The following is a 19,108-nucleotide window of genomic DNA, read 5'->3' as shown; positions in this document are numbered from 1 at the left end:
GCCGTTTCGCACGCATGCACGGCCATGCGGAGCAAGGCCGCGAGCGCACGATCGCGGGATCGTGCGCTCGCGCAGATCACTCGCCGAGATCGCCAAGCTTGATCGGCTTCGTCTGCGGGCCGGGGGTTCGCGGCAGCAGCAGCGACAGCAGGCCGGCGACGAGGACGAAGGCCGACGACGCCCAGAGGCAGGCGATCAGCCCGTCGCTCGGCCCGCTCTGCAGCCCCCACTGGTAGAGTGCGCCCGACAGCACCGTGCCGGCGAGGCGACCGGCAGCGTTTGCCATGTAATAGAAGCCGACGTTCATCGCCACCTTGTCGCTGTCGGTGTAGGCGAGAATCAGGTACGAATGCACCGCCGAGTTGAGCGCAAAGACGGCGCCGAAGACGATCAGCCCGACGACTACCACCACTGCCGGCGCGATGCCTGCCGCCAGAGCCAGCGCGATCGCTGCCGGCAGCGCGGCGAGAACGAAAGCGAGGATCGTCGCCGTCCGGCCGTCCGGCTCGTGCCGCTCCTCGACGCGGCTGCGCAGCAGGCCGGGCGTGCTCGCCTGGACGATGCCATAACCAATCACCCACACCGCGAGGAAGCCGCCGGACTGCCAGAAGGTCCAGCCGAGAACGCTGGACAGGAAGACCGGCAGGCCGACGACGAACCAAACGTCGCGCGCGCCGAACAGGAAGATGCGCGCCGCTGCGAGCTTGTTGACGGCACCGTTGCGCGAGAACATCTGGCCGAATTTGGCCTTCCTGTTCGCCTCGCCAAGGCCGCCGCGCATCAGCAGCGCGGCAGCGATCAGGGTTGTGGCGACGAGTGCGGCGAGAAGCTGCAGCGCCGTCTGAAAACCGAGCAGCGTCAGCAGCAGACCGCCGAGGAAGAAACCGACGCCCTTGAGCGCGTTCTTCGAGCCGGTGAGGATCGACACCCAGCGGTACAGGGTTGCCGAAGCGTCCTCCGGGACGATGAGCTTGACGGCGCTCTTCGAACTCATCTTGGTCATGTCCTTGGCGATGCCGCTCAACGCCTGCGAAACCATCACCCAGGCAACGACGAGCCACGCCTGCGGCGCGAAGGCGAGCATCGACAGCGCCGCGAGCTGCGTGCCGAGGCCGACGAACAGGGTCGTCTTGAGGCCGAAGCGCGCACCGATGTAACCACCGAAGAGGTTGGTCAGGATGCCGAAGACTTCGTAGAAGATGAACAGCGAAGCGACGGCGAACGGCGTGTAGCCGAGGCCGTAGAAGTAGAACAGAACCAACATGCGCACCGCGCCGTCGGTCACCGTGTCCGCCCAGTAGGCGCCGGTGACGAGCACGTAGTTGCGCAGACCGGCGCGTGCCGTGCCGCTCTTGCCTGCCGCTGGGTCGCTCATCGTGCCTCTCCAGTTTGCGCCGCCGTCGCAGCGGCGCATTCGCCCGTGCACGGGCCTGGCTGCCGCCACCGGGACGACAGCTTCGATCGATACGCGTCTACAGCGACGCCGCCACCTTCGCCGCCAGTTCGACATAGCGGTTGGCATAGCCCCACTCGTTGTCGTACCAGGCGTAGATCTTGACCAGCGTACCGTTGATCACCAGGGTGTGCGCTGCATCGATGATCGACGAGCGCGGATCGGTCGCGTAGTCCATCGACACCAGTGGCCGCTCCTCGTAGCCGAGAATCCCCTGCAGCGCACCGTGCGCCGCCGCCTTCAGCAGCCCATTGACCTCGTCGACGCTCGTCGGCCGCTGCATCTCGAAGACGCAGTCGGTGAGCGAGGCGTTGAGCAGGGGGACGCGGACCGCATGGCCGTCGAGCTTGCCCTTGAGTTCCGGGAAGATCAGCGCGATCGCCGTCGCCGAACCGGTCGTCGTTGGCACCAGCGACAGGCTGGAAGCGCGCGCCCGACGCAGGTCCTTGTGCATCTGGTCGTGTACGCTCTGCGTGTTGGTCGAACTGTGGATGGTGGTGATCATTCCGTGCGAGATGCCAATCGCCTCATGCACGACCTTGACCACCGGCGCGAGGCAGTTCGTCGTGCAGGAAGCGGCCGTGACGATGTGATCCTTCGACGGATCGTAGAGCCGATCGTTGATTCCCATGACGATGTTGAGCACATCGCCATCCTTGACCGGCGCAGCGACGATCACCTTCTTCACACCAGCCGCAAGGTAGGGCGAGAGCTGCTCGACCGTGCGCCACTTGCCGCTCGCCTCGAGGACGATATCGACGCCGGCCTCGCGCCATGGGCCGCTGGCGACATCCTTTGCCGTACTGTAACCGATCGACCGGCCCTCGATCACCATGCGGCCGTTGCTGACACCGACCTCGTGCTGCCAGCGGCGATGCACCGAGTCGAATTCGAGCAGGTGTGCGGCGGCTTCGACGGGCCCGTTCGCTTCGTTGATGTGCACAAACTCGAGCTGCGGATTGTTCCACGCGGCGCGCAGCGCCAGCCTGCCGATGCGACCGAAACCATTGATGCCGACCTTGACCGTCATTGCTCGTTCCTCCGATGGGTGGATGATGCTCCGCTGGACCCCAGGGAGCTGCCGAACCGACCGCCGCACGCGGCGTTCGCTCCAGTAACGTTTCTATATTGCTAGAATTCTGGAAACATGTAAAGCCTGATCTGCAATCGCTCCGAAGCCGGCTGCGCAGGTGGTCGCGGCGCCGCGGAGCCGCTCGGCGCAGCCCGCCGTCGCGCCGCTTTGCCTTTGCGGAGTGGCGAGTATTTCGGTATCGTTGGAACGATGAACAATTCCGATGCCGTCACCACGCTGGCTGCTCTGGCCCAGGAAAGTCGCCTGGCCATCTTCCGCCTGCTGGTACACCATGCGCCGACCGGCCTGACCGTCGGCCTGATCGCCGAGCAACTCGAACTGCCCGCGCCAACGCTCTCCTTCCACCTGAAGACGCTGGTCCACGCCGGCCTCGTGCACACCGTCCAGGAAGGCCGCTTCGTTCGTGCTCATGCCTGCATGGAGAGAATCGATGGGCTGGTCGGCTTCCTGACGGAGAACTGCTGCAACGGTCGCCCCGAAATCTGCCGACCACAGTTGCGGCCGGCGGTGGATCCGCCCGCTTGACGTCTGTCAGGGTGGGGAGAAGTCGTGCCAGCCCCGCGGGTGCGGGCCGTTGCTCAGGCCCGCCACATGATGTGTAGGGGATGCACGATGTCGACCGCCGGCAGCGGGCTGGGGCGGAGCGCCAGTGAACCGGCCTGCCTTTCTCGCGAACGCAGATTCTATGTTTCCAGAAACTTAAAATTCTGCTAGTGTTCGTTCCTCGATGACTTGATGGCCAGCAGGTGCCAGGACCGACATGAGCATTGCCTCCCCAGCCTGCGGCAACGGCGGCCAGGACGCCGAGCCGCGCAGGATGAACAGCGTCTTCGAGCGCTACCTGAGCCTCTGGGTCCTGCTCTGCATCGCCGGCGGCATCGCCCTCGGCAAGCTCGCCCCGGGCGTCGCCCAGGAACTCGATCGCATGTCGCTCGACGTCGCCGGCGCGCCGGTGGTTTCCATTCCGATCGCCGTTTGCCTGTTCTTCATGATGTACCCGATCATGGTCAAGATCGATTTCGCCTCGGTGATCCGGGCCGGCCGCAGCGGCCGGCCGGTGCTGCTGACGCTCTTCGTTAACTGGGCGGTGAAGCCCTTCACCATGTATGCCATCGCCTTCCTGTTCCTCGGCGTGCTGCTGCGGACGCTGATCGGCGAGGATGCCGTCGATCTGGTGAAGATGCCCTTCGCGCTCGACCTGCCTGTCGGTGCTGCGCACGGAGCCGGCGTCGTCGTCCTGCACGAAGGCATCCGAATGCTCGAGGTGCCCCTCTGGCGCAGCTATCTCGCCGGCTGCATCCTGCTCGGCATCGCTCCCTGCACGGCGATGGTCCTCGTCTGGGGTTACCTGGCACGCGGCAACGACGGGCTGACGCTGGTCATGGTGGCGATCAATTCGCTGACCATGCTGCTGCTCTACGGCGTTCTCGGCGGTTTTCTGCTCGGCGTCGGTCGCCTGCCGGTGCCTTGGCAGGCGCTGCTGCTGTCGATCGGCATCTACGTTGCGCTGCCACTGGTCGCTGGCTACCTGTCGCGCCGCTGGATCATCGGCCGCAAGGGCGAGGTCTGGTTCAAGGAACGCTTTCTGCAAGTCCTCACGCCGATCACCATTGTCGCCCTGCTGATCACGCTGGTGCTGCTGTTCTCGTTCAAGGGCGAGGTCATCCTTGCCAACCCACTGACCATCGTCTGGATAGCCATCCCGCTGTTCCTGCAGACGGTGCTGATCTTCGCTCTCGGCTATGCCCTGGCGCTGTGGCTGCGTCTGCCCTACCGGGACGCCGCTCCGGCAGCGATGATCGGCGCATCCAACCACTTCGAAGTCGCGATCGCCACCGCCGTGATGCTCTTCGGCCTCTCCTCGGGCGCGGCGCTGGCGACCGTCGTCGGTGTACTGATCGAGGTGCCGGTCATGCTGGCCCTGGTCGAGATCTGCCGGCGCACGGCGCACTGGTTTCCGTCGCCGCCGGAGGGCATCGCGGCTGCCACAGACGGGCGATGACGCGCCACCGCTTGCGGGCATGAATGGCCCCCCCTGCCTGCTCGCCGCCTGGTCGAGCTGCGAAGCCGAGCTGCGGCGCTTCCTGCGGCGCCGGCTGGAACAGGCCGACGATGCCGATGAACTGCTGCAGGAAGTGTTCATCAAGGCGTGGCAGCAGGAAGAACGCTTCTGCACGATCGACGACCGGCGCGCCTGGCTGTTTCGCGTCACGCGCAACGCTCTCGCCGATCGCCTGCGCGCTTCGCGCGAGCAGGTCGCAGTGCCCGACGATCTGGCGGCACCGGCGATCGAGCCTGCGCCAGCCGTCGATGAACTGAGTCAGTGCCTGCCACGAGTGCTTTCCGAACTGTCGCCGGCGGATCGCCTCGCGATCACCCTCTGCGATATCGGCGGCGCATCACAACGGCAACTTGCCGACCAGCTCGGCATCTCGCTCAGCGGTGCCAAATCGCGCATCCAGCGCGCCCGCCGGCGACTGCGGGAAGCGCTGACCAAGGGCTGCCGGGTCCGCTTCGACGACGACGGGAGGGTCTGCGGCTTCACGCCGCGCGCGACCCTCTAGCGGTGCCCGCATGCTCCGCCCGCCGCAACGACCGATGGGGAACGGCTTTACCTTGCCGGTCTGCACCTAGTGGCCGCTGTCGCAGTTGCGGCTGAAGAGCGCTCCCGATCTCGCCGGCGCTCCCCACCCGGGCCCCGGAACCACGCCTGCCCGCTGACGCCAGCTTCTAGCCGAAGCAGAAGACGGCGAGCTTGTTGCCGTCGAGATCGCGGAAGTATCCGGCGAAGAAGCCGTCACCGCGCGGACCGACCGCCCCTTCATCTGTGCCGCCGAGTTCGAGCGCCCTGGCATGGACGCGCCCGACCTGCTCGCGCGAACCGGCTGCCAGCGCCACCATGACACCGTTGCCGACGGTCGCCGGGCGTTCGTCGAAGGGGGTCATGAGACACAGGCTTGGTTTGTCCTCGGCCACACCCCAGGCAATTCCGCGCGGGAACTCCCACAGCCGCCGCGCGCCGACGTCCTTCAGCAGCTCGTCATAGAACGCCGCGGCCCTGGGCAGATCGTTGGTCCCGAGTGTCACATAGCCAATCATCTTGCTTCTCCTTCAGAGTTCAGGAGACGCCAGTCTACGCGACTTGCGCGCATCCGGGAGCGGCGATTGGCGGCGGCCTGCGCCCCGAACGCCCTGCGATCGCCGGCCCTCGCCCGCTCCCATCTGCGCGCAGATCTCGCCACCTTGATCGAGCAGCGCAGCGACTTGGCCCAAGCGTGCGCCCTTTCTGTCATTCTGTCGCCTACGCGCGGAGAAGCCGCCAGTGACGCACGTCGGCAACGCGATCAACGAAGTGACCTGGAGCCACCACATGGAGGACATGCCGGGCATCGCCACGAGCCGCAACGCCACGCTCGCCTGCTGGCTGACTGGACTGACCACGGGCGCTGCGCTCTCGCCGGCTGCCTGGAATCACCTCACCGCCGTTCCCGACGCGCCAATCGCCGTCGCCGAACTCTCGCGGGCGAGGCGCTTCGGCGAAGCGTTGCATTTCTTCTTCTACGATACGCCGAAGGTCCTGTTGCTCCTGACCGGAGTTGTCTTCGTGGAGGGCGTCGCCCAGAATCTCTTCTCGCCTCGCCGGAGAGAACGCGGACACGGCTCGCCGGCAGGCGCGAAGGCATCGGCAACGTGCTGGCGCCCACACTCGGCATCGTCACACCGTTCCGTTCATGCTCGGCGGTGCCACGGTTCATCGGTTTTCTCGCCGCCAGCGTGCCGCTCCGTTTCACCTTTGCCTTCCTGATCTCGGCACCGATGGTCAATGAAATCGCCCTGGTACGCCTCTTCGGCGTGTTCGGCTGGCAGGTTGCCTCCCTCGACGTCGGGCTCGGGCTGCTGGTAGCGATCCTCACCGGGCTGCTGATCGGCGGGCTGCGGATGGAAGCGCTGCTCGATGACTGGGTACCGGCAATGCTCGCCCGCCCGGCCGGGCCAGCGAACGGTGTACCGCTCTCCTGGCTGCAGCGCCTGCACGCCGGTGGCGCGCGCGTGCGCGAAATCGTCGGCAAGGTCTGGCCCTACGTCCTCGCTGGCAGTGATCGCGCTGTCTGCACCGGAGATGATCATCCTGCGCAAGGCGCTCAAAGCGAAGCTGATCACCACCTTTTCCGGTGTCGCGGCAAGCGGCATCCTGCTCGTGCGCTACGTCTTCAACGGGATGCTCTGACACGCATGCCGACCTGCCAGCGCTTCCGCTTCCTCACCCGCTGCCGGCGCTGGCAGCTGATCTGCCTGCTGGCACTCGCCGCCCTCGCCTCGCAGGTCGCAGCGGCCGCGTCGCCGACGTGGATCGACAGCGACGCTGCCGGCGAGCGACGCGTTCACCTGTACTTCTTCTGGACCAGCAGTTGCCCCCACTGCCAGGCCGCACGCCCCTTCGTCGAAGCGCTGCCGACGCACCATCCCTGGCTGCTGCTGCACAGCCGCAACCTCTCGACCGACCGGGACGCGGTTGCGGACTACATCGCGTTCGCCGAATCCCTCGGACAGGAAGCGAGCAGCGTTCCCGCCTTCCTCTTTTGCGGGCGGATGGAAGTCGGTTTCGAGCGGCCTGAAACCACCGGGCGCGCACTCGAGGAAGCGTTGCAGTCATGCCGCGAGGAAGGCGGCGAGCCGGCCGGGGCCGCTGCCGCGGCAAGCGCTCCGACGCGCGCAATCGATGTGCCCCTGCTCGGCAGAATGGCGCCGGACCAGCTCTCGCTGCCGGTGTTCACCATCCTCATCGCCGGCCTCGATGCCTTCAATCCCTGTGCCTTCTTCGTCCTCCTGTTCCTGCTGTCGCTGCTCATCCATGCCGGCAGCCGTGCGCGCATGCTGTTCATCGGCAGTGTCTTCCTCTTCTTCTCGGGTCTCATCTACTTCCTGTTCATGGCAGCATGGCTCAATGTCTTTCGCTGGCTGGGCGAGATCAGCCTTGTGACGACTGCGGCCGGCGTCCTCGCAATCGTCATCGCACTGCTCAACATCAAGGATTACTTCTGGTTCAGGAAAGGGGTCTCGCTGAGCATTCCCGAAAACGCCAAGCCCGGACTCTACCGGCGGATGCGCGAGCTACTGCGGGCCGAAAGCATGCCCGCGCTGACGCTCGGAACCGTTGCCCTGGCCATGGCCGCCAATGCCTACGAACTGCTGTGCACCGCCGGCTTTCCGATGGTCTACACCCGCTTGCTGACGCTGTCCGACCTGCCGCCGTGGCAACACTACGCCTACCTGGCGTTCTACAACCTCGTCTACGTCACCCCGCTGCTGCTGATCACCCTCGTCTTCACCTGCACCCTCGGCTCGCGCAAGCTGTCCGCAGCGGAGGGACGACTGCTCAAGCTGCTGTCCGGCGTGATGATGCTGGGACTCGGCGGACTGCTCGTCGTGGCACCGGCAGCGCTCAACGACCTCCGCGTCGCCCTGGCACTGCTCGGCGGCGCGATCAGCGTTTCCTGGCTGGTGCATCGGCTGCTGCCACCGGGCGGCGATGCTGCCGGCTGAAGCGAGCCCGTGCATCGACCATCGTGGTCTCGAGCCATGCGACAGCAGTCCAGGCAGGGCGCTGCCCCAAGGAGCGAGGAGCGATGAGCAAGGTGAAGTGACGAACCTTGATAAAACCATCTCGCGTGTACTGATTCGGAAAGGAAATGAACGATGGCCTCCTTGGAGTGAAAAATTGAAATGCTCAAGACGGTGAAACCCTTGCGTGGCCAGGCAGAGACTGAGCACCCACGGCCGCGTCGCGGTCGGTATAGGGTCGGTATTGCGCGGCTGCTCGGTGACGCCTCGGAGAAAGCCTTACGTTTCTTCGAGTTACGGACGCTCGCCGCGAGGAACCCCCGGACTACAACTCGAACGAACGGAGCACTCAGTCATCGCTAGGTCAGTCAGCGGTATCCCCGCTTCCTTCTGTCTCTGCCTCGGTCGCCACTTCGGTCGCTGTATCGGCAGCCTGCTTCTTCGGCCTGGATGTCGCCGGTTTCGCTGCTGCATCGACCGCAGACGCCATCAGCCGCTCGATCTCCGCCAGAAACCTCGCGTCCTTCGTCGCTTCATAGCAGCGGCCCTTGACCGTCGAAGGCTTCACCACGCCTTCCGCCTTCAGCACCGCCATCAGAAACCCCGGACTGTTGAGCGACTTTCCACGGAACAGCGCGTGCAGCACCTGCGATGTGAACGTGCTTTCGCCTGACTGCGGCTTGAGCCTCTCCTGAATCGCCGTCCAGGGAATCCAATCCTGGTTGAAAAAGCCGTTGCCGCTGTTGGCATACAGACGAATCTGGATGGCCGATTCGGCGGTGCAGCCAACGTGATACGTCAGGGTTGATTTCCCGGATACCGTCGGGCAGCGGCCGACCTTCAGGATGCGCAGGGATGGAACGACTGGCTTGACTGCTCTGACTGCCTTGGGGGTTGCTGCTTTGGTGGTCGCTGGCTTGGCGGTGACGGCTTTGGCGGTGACTGCCTTGGCGATTGCTTCCCCCGGCGTTGCCTCGGTGATTGCTTCCTCGGCGGCTGCTTGCTCCGGGGTTCCAACGTCGGCGGTGACTTCCGGTGCTGATGCTTTCTGAACGGGCTTCTTCATTGCGTGACTCCTTTACGTGGTGGGTGAATCAGAGGGGCGGATGGCTTCATCCATATAAGATGGTCGGTTTGGCGCATCAGCCGAGCGTGCCGAGGACTGCGACGCCGCCGTACTGCTCCTCGACGACGTCAGCGGGGGCGAAGACGGCGACGTCCCTGCCCCCGATGTCCGCCAGGTAAGCGCGGGCAAAGGCCAGGTCGGTGGTCAGCAGCCATTCGGTGCCGCCGTCGAGTTCTATCTGCAGGACTTGAAGACCTTGCGCGGCGCGCAGCACCTCCAGAAGTGCGAGGCATTCGGCGTGGGCACGGGGCAGTTGGCCGTCGTACTCGATGATGGCGGCGCGTTCCTCGAAGGCTTCGCGATCGTCGGCACCGAGGCGGTCCACCATCTCGATCACGATGGCGTCCTTCGGGGTGGGGTAGTTCGGCTTGGGGTGGTTGGGGTGGTCTTGCATAACGGGCTCCATAAATGAAAAAAGCCACCGAGACCGTGAAGGCCAAGGTGGCTTGAGGGGGTGGCAGAGAGAGTGAGGTCGGGCTTCAGGGTGCCGGGACGGCATACTCGGCGCACACGGCCAGAAGGTCGGGATCGATGCCTTCGAGCTTGGGGATGAAGATCACGATGCCGAAATCGCCGTCGCCGGGGACGAAGACCATTTCGTAGCAGCTGTCCAGTTCCTCCAGGACTTCGAAGCATGGATCAGCAAGCAGAGGGCAACCGCTCTCTTCCTCCAGGTCCCGAACGCTGTCGCCAGCTTCGACGACGATCATGTAGCCGTGCACGTCGGGCTCGTAGGGTTCTTCGGCGCAGATATCCAGGAAGCGTTGCTCGACCAGTTGGCGTATCTCCGGGGCGACGATCCTGCGGGTGGCCTCGGGATCACGAAGAACGAGCATGGGTCACCTCGAGGGTAGGCAGGGAACGCGGGTGATGCCTGTTGCGGCTTCGGTTGTGTTGCTCAGCGGGAAGCTGATCGGTGACGCTTGATGACATGTGCAACTCCTTTCGTGGACAAAAAAATGCCCGACTCCTGGGAAAGGGCCGGGCATGGTGGGTGAAACTGGTCAGTGCCTGATGGTGCTTGGCTGCTTGGTGGTGCTGGACTTGTTGGTGCTGCTTGGCTGCTTGCTGATGCTCGACGCGATGGTGCTTGGCTTGATGGTGCTTGGCCTGACTGTGCTCAGCTAGCGATGGAACGGTGGCTCAGCGCCGGCATTTCTAGCGATACGCGAAGGTGATCGTCGGGACGGACCGAACATTCGGCTGCTTCGAGAGGAAGTCGCGCAGGAATTCGCCGAGTTTCCGCTCGCACAGGGCGATGACGGCTTCTTCCTTCTTGATGGCGTCGCCCTGCTTCTCCGCGATGCTGGTCAGTCGCTGCTGCAGAGCGATCACGTGCTCCTTCTCATCGATGAGCAGCCCCTTGCTGGCGATCTCATGGGAAATTGCCCCGATGGCCGGCGACGCAACGAGTTCCGGTCTCTTCAACGTCACGGTGATGCCGCTGACGTCTCCGGCAACGCTGAAACTGTCGGGGCTCAGGTCGTAGCCGACGGAATACTCCACGGTGTACTTCAGGATGATGGTGGCGTCCGACTGGATGCCCAACGCTGACCTGTTGATGTGCTCGACATGGACGTAATCCCGGTCGATTCTTGCCGCCAGGAATCTGGTCTGACCGGTGATGGCTTTCTTGGTGACCTCCAGATATTGGGTGAAAGTGGTATAGCCGAGGAGTTCGCTCTTGGTCTCGGACAGTGTCTGCTCCACGACGTGTAGCTTGGATAGAAGATCGGCTTGGTGACGCTGCGCCGAGAACCGAACGTATTGATAGGTTGCGGCGGCGGCGAGAACGGTGGTGAGAACGGCGGTGACAGCTGTGGCGATGACGGGTCTCTTCAAGGGCAGCTCCTGAGCAGGGATCGGGGAATTGGGAGTCGGGAATTGCGGTCGTGGAGCCGGCGAGCCTTACACTTCGGTTGGCTGACGGTGATCCCTGGCATCCCCGATGGATCCGGCGGGGGCGCCGGTTCGTCAAGGCGAGGACAACGTGGGTGGGTGAGCTGCCGGCTTGGCGGGTGGCGGTCAGTGCGCGTAAGATGACGCCGGTCGGCCATCGGCTAAGCGATCCGCCATACAAGCTCAATCTCGGCACTACCCCAGGCTCAGATATAGAGTCGGAAAACGGCCGCGTCGCCGCAGAGGTGTTCGCGGCGATGAATACCACAAACAACCGCAAGCTTGCCAAAGACATAGCAAGAGTCACAGCAACGTCGGCTGACGCCAAGTACGTGTTTTTATGTGCCCAGGTATCTCTCAAGGGCGCCAGAAGGGTTTGGACACAACCTCTGAAGTCAGGGTATGGTCGGTTGGGCCAGAGCCATGAGTTCCCACGAGGCTTATCTGCCGCGGATGCACCAGCGGCAAGGCCGGATGCTTTCGGCGCGGACGGTGAACGCTACACGTTTAGGGAACCACTGATCAATGGACCTGAACACGCGCCAAAACCGCTCTCGGCCGGGAAGCAGAGCGCGCGCGGTCAGGCGTCGCGTCATTTCGGCCGATTTCTCGCGGGTTCAAAGCCGCGTCTTGGCCTTTGCTGCTCCTTTTCGGGGCCCTTCGCCGTGCTCAGGACGCACCTTGGCTGTGAAGGGCCAGAAGCTGTCGCTTTGCGATAACCAGATTGGCCAGCGCAAAGAGGATGTGCAACTGGGCGGTGTTCTTCTTCAGCCCCCTGTAGCGGACCTTGCGATGGCTGAAGAGATTCTTCACGATGTGGAAGGGGTGCTCGACCTTCGCGCGGATGCTCGCCTTGATCGATTCCAGGCGACGCAGCAGTGGGCCAAGCTTGCTCTCCTTCGGGATCGCCTTCAGCTTGCTGCGCTTGGTCGCCACTTGCCAGTCGATGTCCCGGTCTTTCAGATCTTCGCGCTTCTCGACGCCGGTGTAACCGGCATCCAGATACACGGTCTTCTCTTCGCCGTGCAGCACTTCGGCGGTCTGCGTCACGTCGGCGACGTTCGCCGCCGTTCCCACCACCGTATGCACCAGACCGCTCTCAGCATCGACCCCGATGTGCGCCTTCATCCCGAAGTGCCACTGGTTGCCCTTCTTCGTCTGGTGCATCTCCGGATCGCGGGCCTTCGCTTCGTTCTTCACCGACGGCGGTGCGGCAAGGATCGTCGCGTCGGCAATCGTTCCCTCACGCATCATCAGCCCCTTGGCCGTCAGTTGCGCGTTGATCGCCGCGAAGATGGCCTTCGACAGGTCCTTCTCTTCCAGCAAGTGGCGAAACTGCAGCAGCGTCGTCGCATCCGGCGCCGCCTCTCGCGACAGATCGATCCGCACGAATCCCCGCAACGCTTGGCTGTCGGTTATCGCATCCTCTACCCCCTCGTCCGACAGGCCGTACCATTGCTGGACCAGGTACACCCGCAGCATACGTTCCAGCCCGATTGGCGGCCGGCCGCGCTTCCCTTTCGGGTAGTACGGTTCCATGATCGCCAGCACGTCTTGCCAAGGGATCACCTGTTCCATGTCGGCAAGAAAGCGCTCGCGTCTGGTCAGCCGCCTCTTCCCGGCAAACTCGGCTTCCGAAAAGCTGATCTGCTTCACTGGCACAATTCCATCATCGGCGACGTGCGCATTATACCAGAGGCATCGTCCGCCGGGACGATTAAATCAGTGCTTCCTTAGGTACCTATGCAAACAACACTAGTCGCATTGGCTATGGCCTAGTGAACTCACTCCCCGTCGTGAGCGAGTCAGCATATAACAAATTGTTCAAAGCCGCCGTAGTGGCCAGCGTTTGCGCCGCCAACCATTGACCGTGATTGCCAGTTTCAACAGCGATGCGGGCTTCCCAACCTTGTGTTCACTCTCGGCCTGTGACCAAGTTAAGCAGCAAGCACACTGCGCGATTGAGCCCGAAAGCGCAAGAGAAAATCGGGCGCAATGTTTTATTTAGTAGAAACATACGGCTTTATGGGCGGGCTTCGATCACTTGGCTACTCTCCTATCAAGCGCGATACCGTCTTATATAGGTGAATCACAAGTTCACTTTTCTTCGCGCCAAAATGTAGCTCTCGATGGCAGTTCGGGCATAGCGAAACAGCATTCGAAACCGTATCTGATCCTCCTTCGCGCAGTGGTTTGACGTGATGCACTTCGAGATATGGCAATCCGTCTAAAGAGAAGAATGGTGCCTGCCTTTTGCAGCATTCACACACCCCCCTTGCATTTTCTAAAACCCATGTTTTTACTGACGCAACACGTTTGAATCTAGTCACAGCCACGGCGCTGACATCGGGGCTCCTACTTCCATCTGGCTTCTCAACGTTCAGGAGTGGTACATTAAATGCCGTGACAATATCACCACTAGGCGGCTGGCCACTAATTTCTGCCGGTGGCGGCGCTTTCTTTCGTGCCTTCTTAATCTTTAAAATGAACTCTGTCTCGGTCTCATTTTTCTTTAAAGAAGGGGGCGATGCAGCCGCACCTCCCGGGACGGCAGCTGCCACAGGCACCGGAACTGGCACCGACAAAGGAGTAGCCAACGGCTGCGGCTCAGACTCCGTCGATTTGACTTGCGATATACTTGTTTCTCGGCCAGTCTGAAGCGCCGACATAGGAATGGGCCTTCGTTTTGCTGTATCGGGGATCTGCTTTCCCCTTGCGCGCAACGCGGCTTCATACTCAGGTGTAAGCGGTACGGGTTTTCCTAAGTCCGGCGCAGTGGGACGAGGGCGTCGGGGTGAGAATATTCGTTCTTCGTCAGTAATTCTCTTTGGCATTGCCAAATTGTGTCGAGGCTTCTCCGTCATGGATTTTGCCGTATCGGCCGCCGCTGGGTCTTGTGTTGGGCTGGATTTTCCCGGCTCGAACTGACCGGCCTTCAACTCTTCAGGAGATGTTTGCCAACGCCTCTCATCCAATAGACCTAGCCATTTCTTCCCGCCGGGAAATCTGTCCATAGCGGTTCGGAGTTCAGCGCGTTGAAAATCCTCCAACTCAAGCCAGCGCTCAAATGTCATCCATCGTTGAGGCCTGCCAGTGCACGGGCCCTGTAAACGACTGATCTCGTCAAATGCGAACGGACTCAGCTCACCCCATAGCGCCAAATTTTGCCGTTCTGTACGCGAGAGTGGTTTGGGCTTGGGTGGCCTTTGGACGTATTCTCTTGGGAAGTGAGACCGTTGAACTGTGGTTTGCCCATTTCTGAATCCTTTCGGCTTTTTTTCGGAAAAGGCAATGACCCTGTCATCGAGCCGCTCGGGGTTTGCCCAATTCGGAATACCTTGGGCTTTTTGTGTTTTGACGTAGTTGGTGTCAATTTCATGATTCGTCCCCGTCGATGTCATGTGGATGCAATGCTACCTCAAGCCTAAGACTATACAAACTTTCATCTGTCCAGATCACTCGAGTTCGACAAAAATGCGGCTAACTCATTGTTTTTCCGCAATTCACCGGTTCGGAATTGGCACTACAGGCGGCACTACAGGCGTCTGGCGGAGGGCTGGGGCAGGGCGAGGGTCTCGAACAACTCCTTCTGTTGGGGGGCTAAACTGGGGGCGGTCAGTGGGCGTAGGATGGCGTCGGTCGGCTACGGCCATTAACCGGCCATAGCAGCGCAATCGACCTACCCAAACGACAGTTGCCTCATCAGATACCGACCCTTTGTGCCTGTCCGTGGCCGGCCCGTTCCTCGCGTAAGGTGGCCGTTATCCCAAAACACGCGAACGCGCTGAGGCAGCCAGAGAAGACCATCAGTATTCATCAATCAAGAACAGACTCATTCAGAATGGCCCATTAAGACTACTGTCGAGTAATACCCTCGTAGAAATAATGGAGGACATACCTATCAAATCTGTCCAAGCCCTCAACTTCAGCCAGCACTTCTGGACGCATCTGAAGTAGCTTATCGATCGCCGAATGCAGCGTAAGGTTCACGTCCTCGAAGTCGATGAGTCCCGCAGCATGAATTCTCTTCGCCAGCATCCGAGGCAACCCGTACTCCTCAAGTTCGATGACACATGAAGGAAGGAAGGCCTTTGAAAGCCGCGCGATGAACGGCGAGATGTCGACGTGCTGCTCGGGCATAATCTCCTTCTGGATAACGTTGATGTCGCTTAACAACGCCGTCAACTTAAACGTTGCATTCCGCTCCATCTTGAAGAAATCCTCGATCGCCACATCCTGTTCGTCCAATTGATCCAAGAGCTCAGGTATGGAACTCCTCCAATTGCTCGACAGCGCCCTCACGAATTCGACGAATTTTGTGTAGGGGACATCCCATCCGCCTGGCACCAACCTGAGGACCTTGTGAAGTATCCAACCCCAATATTCGGTCGACGGCGAGTTCAGGATCGCGAGCCCTCGCCACCTACTCCGATTCTGGCTGATTTCCAACGCGATATCGGTTATGAGCGTAGTATCGCCTGACATCAGAGCACCGTCGCGCCTAAGACGGTCAAAGACCTCCTGCCCTAGAACGCCTGACATCCGCTCCTTATAGAGTAGAATCTTGGCTATCTGCTCCTTAGACAACTGCTGCTTGAATTCGTCCTCGTCGACGTCGGCGAGCAACTCGTCAGGAAAGGTCAAATTCAGTTGCGTATCAGCGGGCAATGGCGGCTCTTCGAGAATGTAAATGTTTCCGATGAAATGCTTGAACATCCGCCCGCCGCGTCCGATGATGTTCTTGTAAGTGAAATCATTGAGCTTCAGGGTCCCGTTCTTGTTGCTCCAAACAATGACGTTTTGCGCCGACGTATTCACCCCTTCGATTATGGATGAGGTCGACACGATGGTGTTAAGCCCGTCCTCCTCTTCGAACAGTCGCACCTGCACTTGACTCAGTGACCTGTGAAGCTGTCCCGTATGAATACCGGTCCCACGCTTGACGAGCGCGGTCAACATCCAGTTCGGGTCGTAGTTTTTCGCGAGCCACGTCGAGAATGCGGTCAACAAGTCGCTTCCGACCTCCCCTGTCTTTTCGAGGAGCAGATTCGAGACACGTTCAACGTTCGAATACGTGCCAGCATAGATGAGCGACTTGGACTTACTCTGCCCAAGTGTCTCGATAAGGACATCGCTCTTCTTCTGCGCATCCTTCCTGATGTCCTTGTAAAGTTCGTGCTTTTCGAGGAATACCGTGTTGAAGTCTAGGCGCAGGAACAGCATGTCCTTTGTGAACGGATTGTCGTTCAGCTGCGAGATGTTCGGTGCTAAGTAGTATTTCTGGGTAGCCATAGCACCAAGCTTCATCATCGCCTTCAAAAGGGCTGGAGAGCGCTCCTCGTCAAAATCCCGGCTTGCCTTGTAGAACTCATCGACCACAAGCAAATCCAGTTTCTTCAGTTTGTCACAGTAGTGAATTGCCCTCTCCTGCGGGAAGATGAGAATGTTCCTTTCCCCAAGCTCGACGTCTGCCGTCGTCACGATTTTATATTGAGCGGAAAACTTCCTGCTCAACCGTCGCCTGGTCTCATCCGTCAAAGCAATGGTTGGAACGAGAATGACCACGTTGGTTGGCTTCCGGATGACGATGTATGCATCGATGATCAAGCTCTTGCCGAAGCTGGTCGGCGCGCTGACGGCGAGGTTTGTTCCATCCAACAGATGCTTGAGGAGCACCGACTGTTCGCTGTGCAAAGTAACAGGAGCCTCCTGCCCAATGTCCACCTTGAACGATTCGTAGACGAACCTGTCCTGCCAACTCGATGTCTCTGGGTCTAGATACGGGAAAAGCCCCGAGTCCCTAAGGAAGCACTGATTTAATCGTCCCGGCGGACGATGCCTCTGGTATAATGCGCACGTCGCCGATGATGGAATTGTGCCAGTGAAGCAGATCAGCTTTTCGGAAGCCGAGTTTGCCGGGAAGAGGCGGCTGACCAGACGCGAGCGCTTTCTTGCCGACATGGAACAGGTGATCCCTTGGCAAGACGTGCTGGCGATCATGGAACCGTACTACCCGAAAGGGAAGCGCGGCCGGCCGCCAATCGGGCTGGAACGTATGCTGCGGGTGTACCTGGTCCAGCAATGGTACGGCCTGTCGGACGAGGGGGTAGAGGATGCGATAACCGACAGCCAAGCGTTGCGGGGATTCGTGCGGATCGATCTGTCGCGAGAGGCGGCGCCGGATGCGACGACGCTGCTGCAGTTTCGCCACTTGCTGGAAGAGAAGGACCTGTCGAAGGCCATCTTCGCGGCGATCAACGCGCAACTGACGGCCAAGGGGCTGATGATGCGTGAGGGAACGATTGCCGACGCGACGATCCTTGCCGCACCGCCGTCGGTGAAGAACGAAGCGAAGGCCCGCGATCCGGAGATGCACCAGACGAAGAAGGGCAACCAGTGGCACTTCGGGATGAAGGCGCACATCGGGGTCGATGCTGAGAGCGGTCTGGTGCATACGGTGGTGGGAACGGCGGCGAACGTCGCCGACGTGACGCAGACCGCCGAAGTGCTGCACGGCGAAGAGAAGACCGTGTATCTGGATGCCGGTTACACCGGCGTCGAGAAGCGCGAAGTGGAGTTGACCCTTTTCGGTGGACACCTGATGCTTACGCAACAAGGAGTCCAAGATGCCGAAAAGCAGACCACCGTACCCGGCGGAGTTTCGCCAACAGATCATCGAACTGGCGCAGGCTGGCCGAAGTCCGCAAGAGTTGTCTCGGGAGTTCGGGCCGACCAGCCAGACCATTGTCAATTGGCTGGCGCAAGCAGCCCGCGACGCCGGCAAGCCCTTGCCTGGCAAGGAGGGCTTGAGCAGTACCGAGCGGGCTGAACTGGCCAAGCTGCGCCGGGAGAACCGGCAGCTGAAGATGGAGCGCGACATCTTGGCAAAGGCTACGGCCTGGTTCGCCAGAAGGAGCGAAGGTTCCACCTCGAACTCTTCGAACTCGTGATGGCGCGCCAGGCCGACTTCCCCGTGCGTACCCTGTGCCGCGTGCTGCGTGTCTCGGTCAGCGGCTTCTATGCTTGGCGACAGCGGGCGCCCAGCCCGCGCGCCGTGGCGAATGCCGTGCTGACCGAGCGTATCCGGCTGATCCACAAGGAATCCGGCGGGAGCTACGGCCGCCCCCGGGTTCGGGCCGAACTGCTGGAGCAAGGCGAGACCGTCAGCCAGAAGCGCGTCGCCCGCCTGATGCGCCTGGCGGGCTTGCAGGGCGTGAGCCGCCGCCGTGGCTACGTGGTCACCACCCGGCGTGATCCGGACCGTGATCCGGCGCCCGATCTGGTAAAGCGCCAGTTCGTGGCGGACGCACCCAATCGCCTTTGGGTGGCCGACATGACCTACGTGCCGACCTGGCAGGGCTTCATCTATTTGGCCATGGTTCTGGACGTGTTCAGCCGGCGGGTCGTCGGTTGGTCCATCGGCGAGCATATGCGCACGGAACTCGTGCTTTCGGCGCTCAACATGGCCGTGGCCACGCGCAAACCCCACGGGGTGATCCACCACAGCGACCAAGGCAGCCAGTATTCCGCCCTGGCCTTCGGCAAGCGCTCCCGGGAAATGGGCATCCAGCCGTCCATGGGCACCGTAGGCGATGCCTACGACAACGCCATGGCGGAGAGTTTCTTTGCCAGTCTGGAATGCGAACTGCTGGACCGCAACACCTTCCGCACCAAAACCGAGGCTCGCCTGGCCGTGTTCACCTGGATCGAAGGCTGGTACAACCCGCGCCGGCGCCATTCCGCGCTCGGCTATCTGTCACCCATGAACTACGAAAAGAAACACCACCACTCTGTGCAGTCAGCCAGCCCCGAACCCGGGTTATCCACCGCGCCGCTCGCCTCTGGCCTGAGAGGGGCCAGCGGCGGCGCCGTGGATAACCCTACGCCCGAGGAGGCTCAACCCGCTTGAAAACCAAGCGCTAACCTGTCCACCCGATAGGGGCAACTCCAGTCCGGCCCAAGCGCTGGCGTCTTC

15 protein-coding genes and 3 pseudogenes are annotated in these 19,108 nt (G+C 61.6%); 8 read left to right on the top strand and 10 right to left on the bottom strand.

All coding sequences use genetic code 11. The features are described 5' to 3' along the window. Positions 1-76 precede the first annotated feature (76 nt). On the bottom strand, positions 77-1,375 hold the full coding sequence (arsJ, locus tag HT579_08055) for an organoarsenical effux MFS transporter ArsJ (GenBank protein QKS28873.1): 1,299 nt from the start codon (positions 1,373-1,375) through the stop codon (positions 77-79). 97 nt (positions 1,376-1,472) lie between these two features. Beyond that, positions 1,473-2,483: an ArsJ-associated glyceraldehyde-3-phosphate dehydrogenase gene (locus HT579_08050; GenBank protein ID QKS28872.1), complete on the bottom strand. Its 1,011-nt coding sequence runs from the start codon at positions 2,481-2,483 to the stop codon at positions 1,473-1,475. Between the two features lie 252 nt (positions 2,484-2,735). Between HT579_08050 and HT579_08045 the strand changes: the two genes are divergently transcribed. From HT579_08045 to sigZ, 3 genes are all read left to right on the top strand, one after another. After that, positions 2,736-3,071 (top strand): helix-turn-helix transcriptional regulator, encoded by a 336-nt coding sequence (locus HT579_08045; protein QKS28871.1) that lies wholly within the window; start codon positions 2,736-2,738, stop codon positions 3,069-3,071. Between the two features lie 235 nt (positions 3,072-3,306). After that, positions 3,307-4,548 (top strand): ACR3 family arsenite efflux transporter, encoded by a 1,242-nt coding sequence (gene arsB, locus HT579_08040; GenBank protein ID QKS28870.1) that lies wholly within the window; start codon positions 3,307-3,309, stop codon positions 4,546-4,548. A gap of 19 nt (positions 4,549-4,567) precedes the next feature. Continuing rightward, the gene (gene sigZ, locus HT579_08035) at positions 4,568-5,110 is read left to right on the top strand and encodes an RNA polymerase sigma factor SigZ (GenBank protein QKS28869.1); all 543 of its coding nucleotides are present in this window, start codon (positions 4,568-4,570) and stop codon (positions 5,108-5,110) included. 166 nt (positions 5,111-5,276) lie between these two features. On the opposite strand, the gene HT579_08030 is transcribed toward sigZ, so the two are convergent. After that, complete coding sequence (locus HT579_08030) at positions 5,277-5,645, bottom strand: VOC family protein (protein ID QKS28868.1); 369 nt, start codon at positions 5,643-5,645, stop codon at positions 5,277-5,279. Between the two features lie 271 nt (positions 5,646-5,916). Here HT579_08030 and HT579_08025 point away from each other — a divergent pair. After that, positions 5,917-6,774 (top strand): annotated as a pseudogene (locus HT579_08025) (permease). A 65-nt stretch (positions 6,775-6,839) separates the two neighbouring features. Continuing rightward, on the top strand, positions 6,840-8,090 hold the full coding sequence (locus HT579_08020; GenBank protein ID QKS31562.1) for a thioredoxin family protein: 1,251 nt from the start codon (positions 6,840-6,842) through the stop codon (positions 8,088-8,090). A gap of 382 nt (positions 8,091-8,472) precedes the next feature. On the opposite strand, the gene HT579_08015 is transcribed toward HT579_08020, so the two are convergent. From HT579_08015 to HT579_08005, 3 genes are all read right to left on the bottom strand, one after another. Next, positions 8,473-9,174 (bottom strand): hypothetical protein, encoded by a 702-nt coding sequence (locus tag HT579_08015; GenBank protein ID QKS28867.1) that lies wholly within the window; start codon positions 9,172-9,174, stop codon positions 8,473-8,475. 76 nt (positions 9,175-9,250) lie between these two features. After that, positions 9,251-9,628 carry a hypothetical protein gene (locus HT579_08010; protein ID QKS28866.1) on the bottom strand — a complete coding sequence of 126 codons (378 nt, stop codon included), beginning with the start codon at positions 9,626-9,628 and terminating at the stop codon, positions 9,251-9,253. Positions 9,629-9,713: 85 nt separating this feature from the next. Beyond that, a complete protein-coding gene (locus HT579_08005; protein ID QKS28865.1) occupies positions 9,714-10,070 on the bottom strand; it encodes a hypothetical protein in 357 nt (118 codons plus the stop codon). Between the two features lie 151 nt (positions 10,071-10,221). Between HT579_08005 and HT579_08000 the strand changes: the two genes are divergently transcribed. Then, on the top strand, positions 10,222-10,362 hold the full coding sequence (locus HT579_08000; protein QKS28864.1) for a hypothetical protein: 141 nt from the start codon (positions 10,222-10,224) through the stop codon (positions 10,360-10,362). A 30-nt stretch (positions 10,363-10,392) separates the two neighbouring features. Here HT579_08000 and HT579_07995 read toward each other — a convergent pair whose 3' ends face one another. The 4 genes from HT579_07995 to HT579_07980 form a co-directional block, all read right to left on the bottom strand. Beyond that, the gene (locus HT579_07995; GenBank protein QKS28863.1) at positions 10,393-11,076 is read right to left on the bottom strand and encodes a hypothetical protein; all 684 of its coding nucleotides are present in this window, start codon (positions 11,074-11,076) and stop codon (positions 10,393-10,395) included. A 726-nt stretch (positions 11,077-11,802) separates the two neighbouring features. Continuing rightward, positions 11,803-12,789 carry an IS5 family transposase gene (locus HT579_07990; protein QKS28862.1) on the bottom strand — a complete coding sequence of 329 codons (987 nt, stop codon included), beginning with the start codon at positions 12,787-12,789 and terminating at the stop codon, positions 11,803-11,805. A gap of 392 nt (positions 12,790-13,181) precedes the next feature. Further along, positions 13,182-13,802 (bottom strand): HNH endonuclease, encoded by a 621-nt coding sequence (locus HT579_07985; GenBank protein QKS31561.1) that lies wholly within the window; start codon positions 13,800-13,802, stop codon positions 13,182-13,184. Between the two features lie 1,186 nt (positions 13,803-14,988). Beyond that, positions 14,989-17,094: a DEAD/DEAH box helicase gene (locus HT579_07980; GenBank protein QKS28861.1), complete on the bottom strand. Its 2,106-nt coding sequence runs from the start codon at positions 17,092-17,094 to the stop codon at positions 14,989-14,991. On the opposite strand from HT579_07980, the pseudogene HT579_07975 reads away from it, so the two are divergent. Both HT579_07975 and HT579_07970 read left to right on the top strand, forming a co-directional pair. Beyond that, positions 17,015-17,704: pseudogene (locus HT579_07975) on the top strand (IS5 family transposase). The gene HT579_07980 and the pseudogene HT579_07975 sit on opposite strands and share 80 nt — an antisense overlap. A 55-nt stretch (positions 17,705-17,759) precedes the next feature. Further along, a pseudogene (locus tag HT579_07970) lies at positions 17,760-18,913 on the top strand (IS3 family transposase). Positions 18,914-19,108: the final 195 nt, after the last annotated feature.

The organism is Candidatus Accumulibacter similis (genome assembly GCA_013347225.1).
GTDB classification, from domain to species: Bacteria; Pseudomonadota; Gammaproteobacteria; order Burkholderiales; family Rhodocyclaceae; genus Accumulibacter; species Accumulibacter similis.
This window is presented reverse-complemented; position numbering and strand designations above follow the sequence as displayed.

Excerpts from the sequence above, each read along its gene's own strand:
- arsJ (QKS28873.1), bottom strand. The coding sequence starts at position 1,375 with ATGAGCGACCCAGCGGCAGGCAAGAGCGGCACGGCACGCGCCGGTCTG.
- HT579_08050 (QKS28872.1), bottom strand. The coding sequence starts at position 2,483 with ATGACGGTCAAGGTCGGCATCAATGGTTTCGGTCGCATCGGCAGGCTG.
- HT579_08045 (QKS28871.1), top strand. The coding sequence starts at position 2,736 with ATGAACAATTCCGATGCCGTCACCACGCTGGCTGCTCTGGCCCAGGAA.
- arsB (QKS28870.1), top strand. The coding sequence starts at position 3,307 with ATGAGCATTGCCTCCCCAGCCTGCGGCAACGGCGGCCAGGACGCCGAG.
- sigZ (QKS28869.1), top strand. The coding sequence starts at position 4,568 with ATGAATGGCCCCCCCTGCCTGCTCGCCGCCTGGTCGAGCTGCGAAGCC.
- HT579_08030 (QKS28868.1), bottom strand. The coding sequence starts at position 5,645 with ATGATTGGCTATGTGACACTCGGGACCAACGATCTGCCCAGGGCCGCG.
- HT579_08015 (QKS28867.1), bottom strand. The coding sequence starts at position 9,174 with ATGAAGAAGCCCGTTCAGAAAGCATCAGCACCGGAAGTCACCGCCGAC.
- HT579_08010 (QKS28866.1), bottom strand. The coding sequence starts at position 9,628 with ATGCAAGACCACCCCAACCACCCCAAGCCGAACTACCCCACCCCGAAG.
- HT579_08005 (QKS28865.1), bottom strand. The coding sequence starts at position 10,070 with ATGCTCGTTCTTCGTGATCCCGAGGCCACCCGCAGGATCGTCGCCCCG.
- HT579_08000 (QKS28864.1), top strand. The coding sequence starts at position 10,222 with ATGGTGGGTGAAACTGGTCAGTGCCTGATGGTGCTTGGCTGCTTGGTG.
- HT579_07985 (QKS31561.1), bottom strand. The coding sequence starts at position 13,802 with ATGTCGGCGCTTCAGACTGGCCGAGAAACAAGTATATCGCAAGTCAAA.
- HT579_07980 (QKS28861.1), bottom strand. The coding sequence starts at position 17,094 with ATGTCGGCAAGAAAGCGCTCGCGTCTGGTCAGCCGCCTCTTCCCGGCA.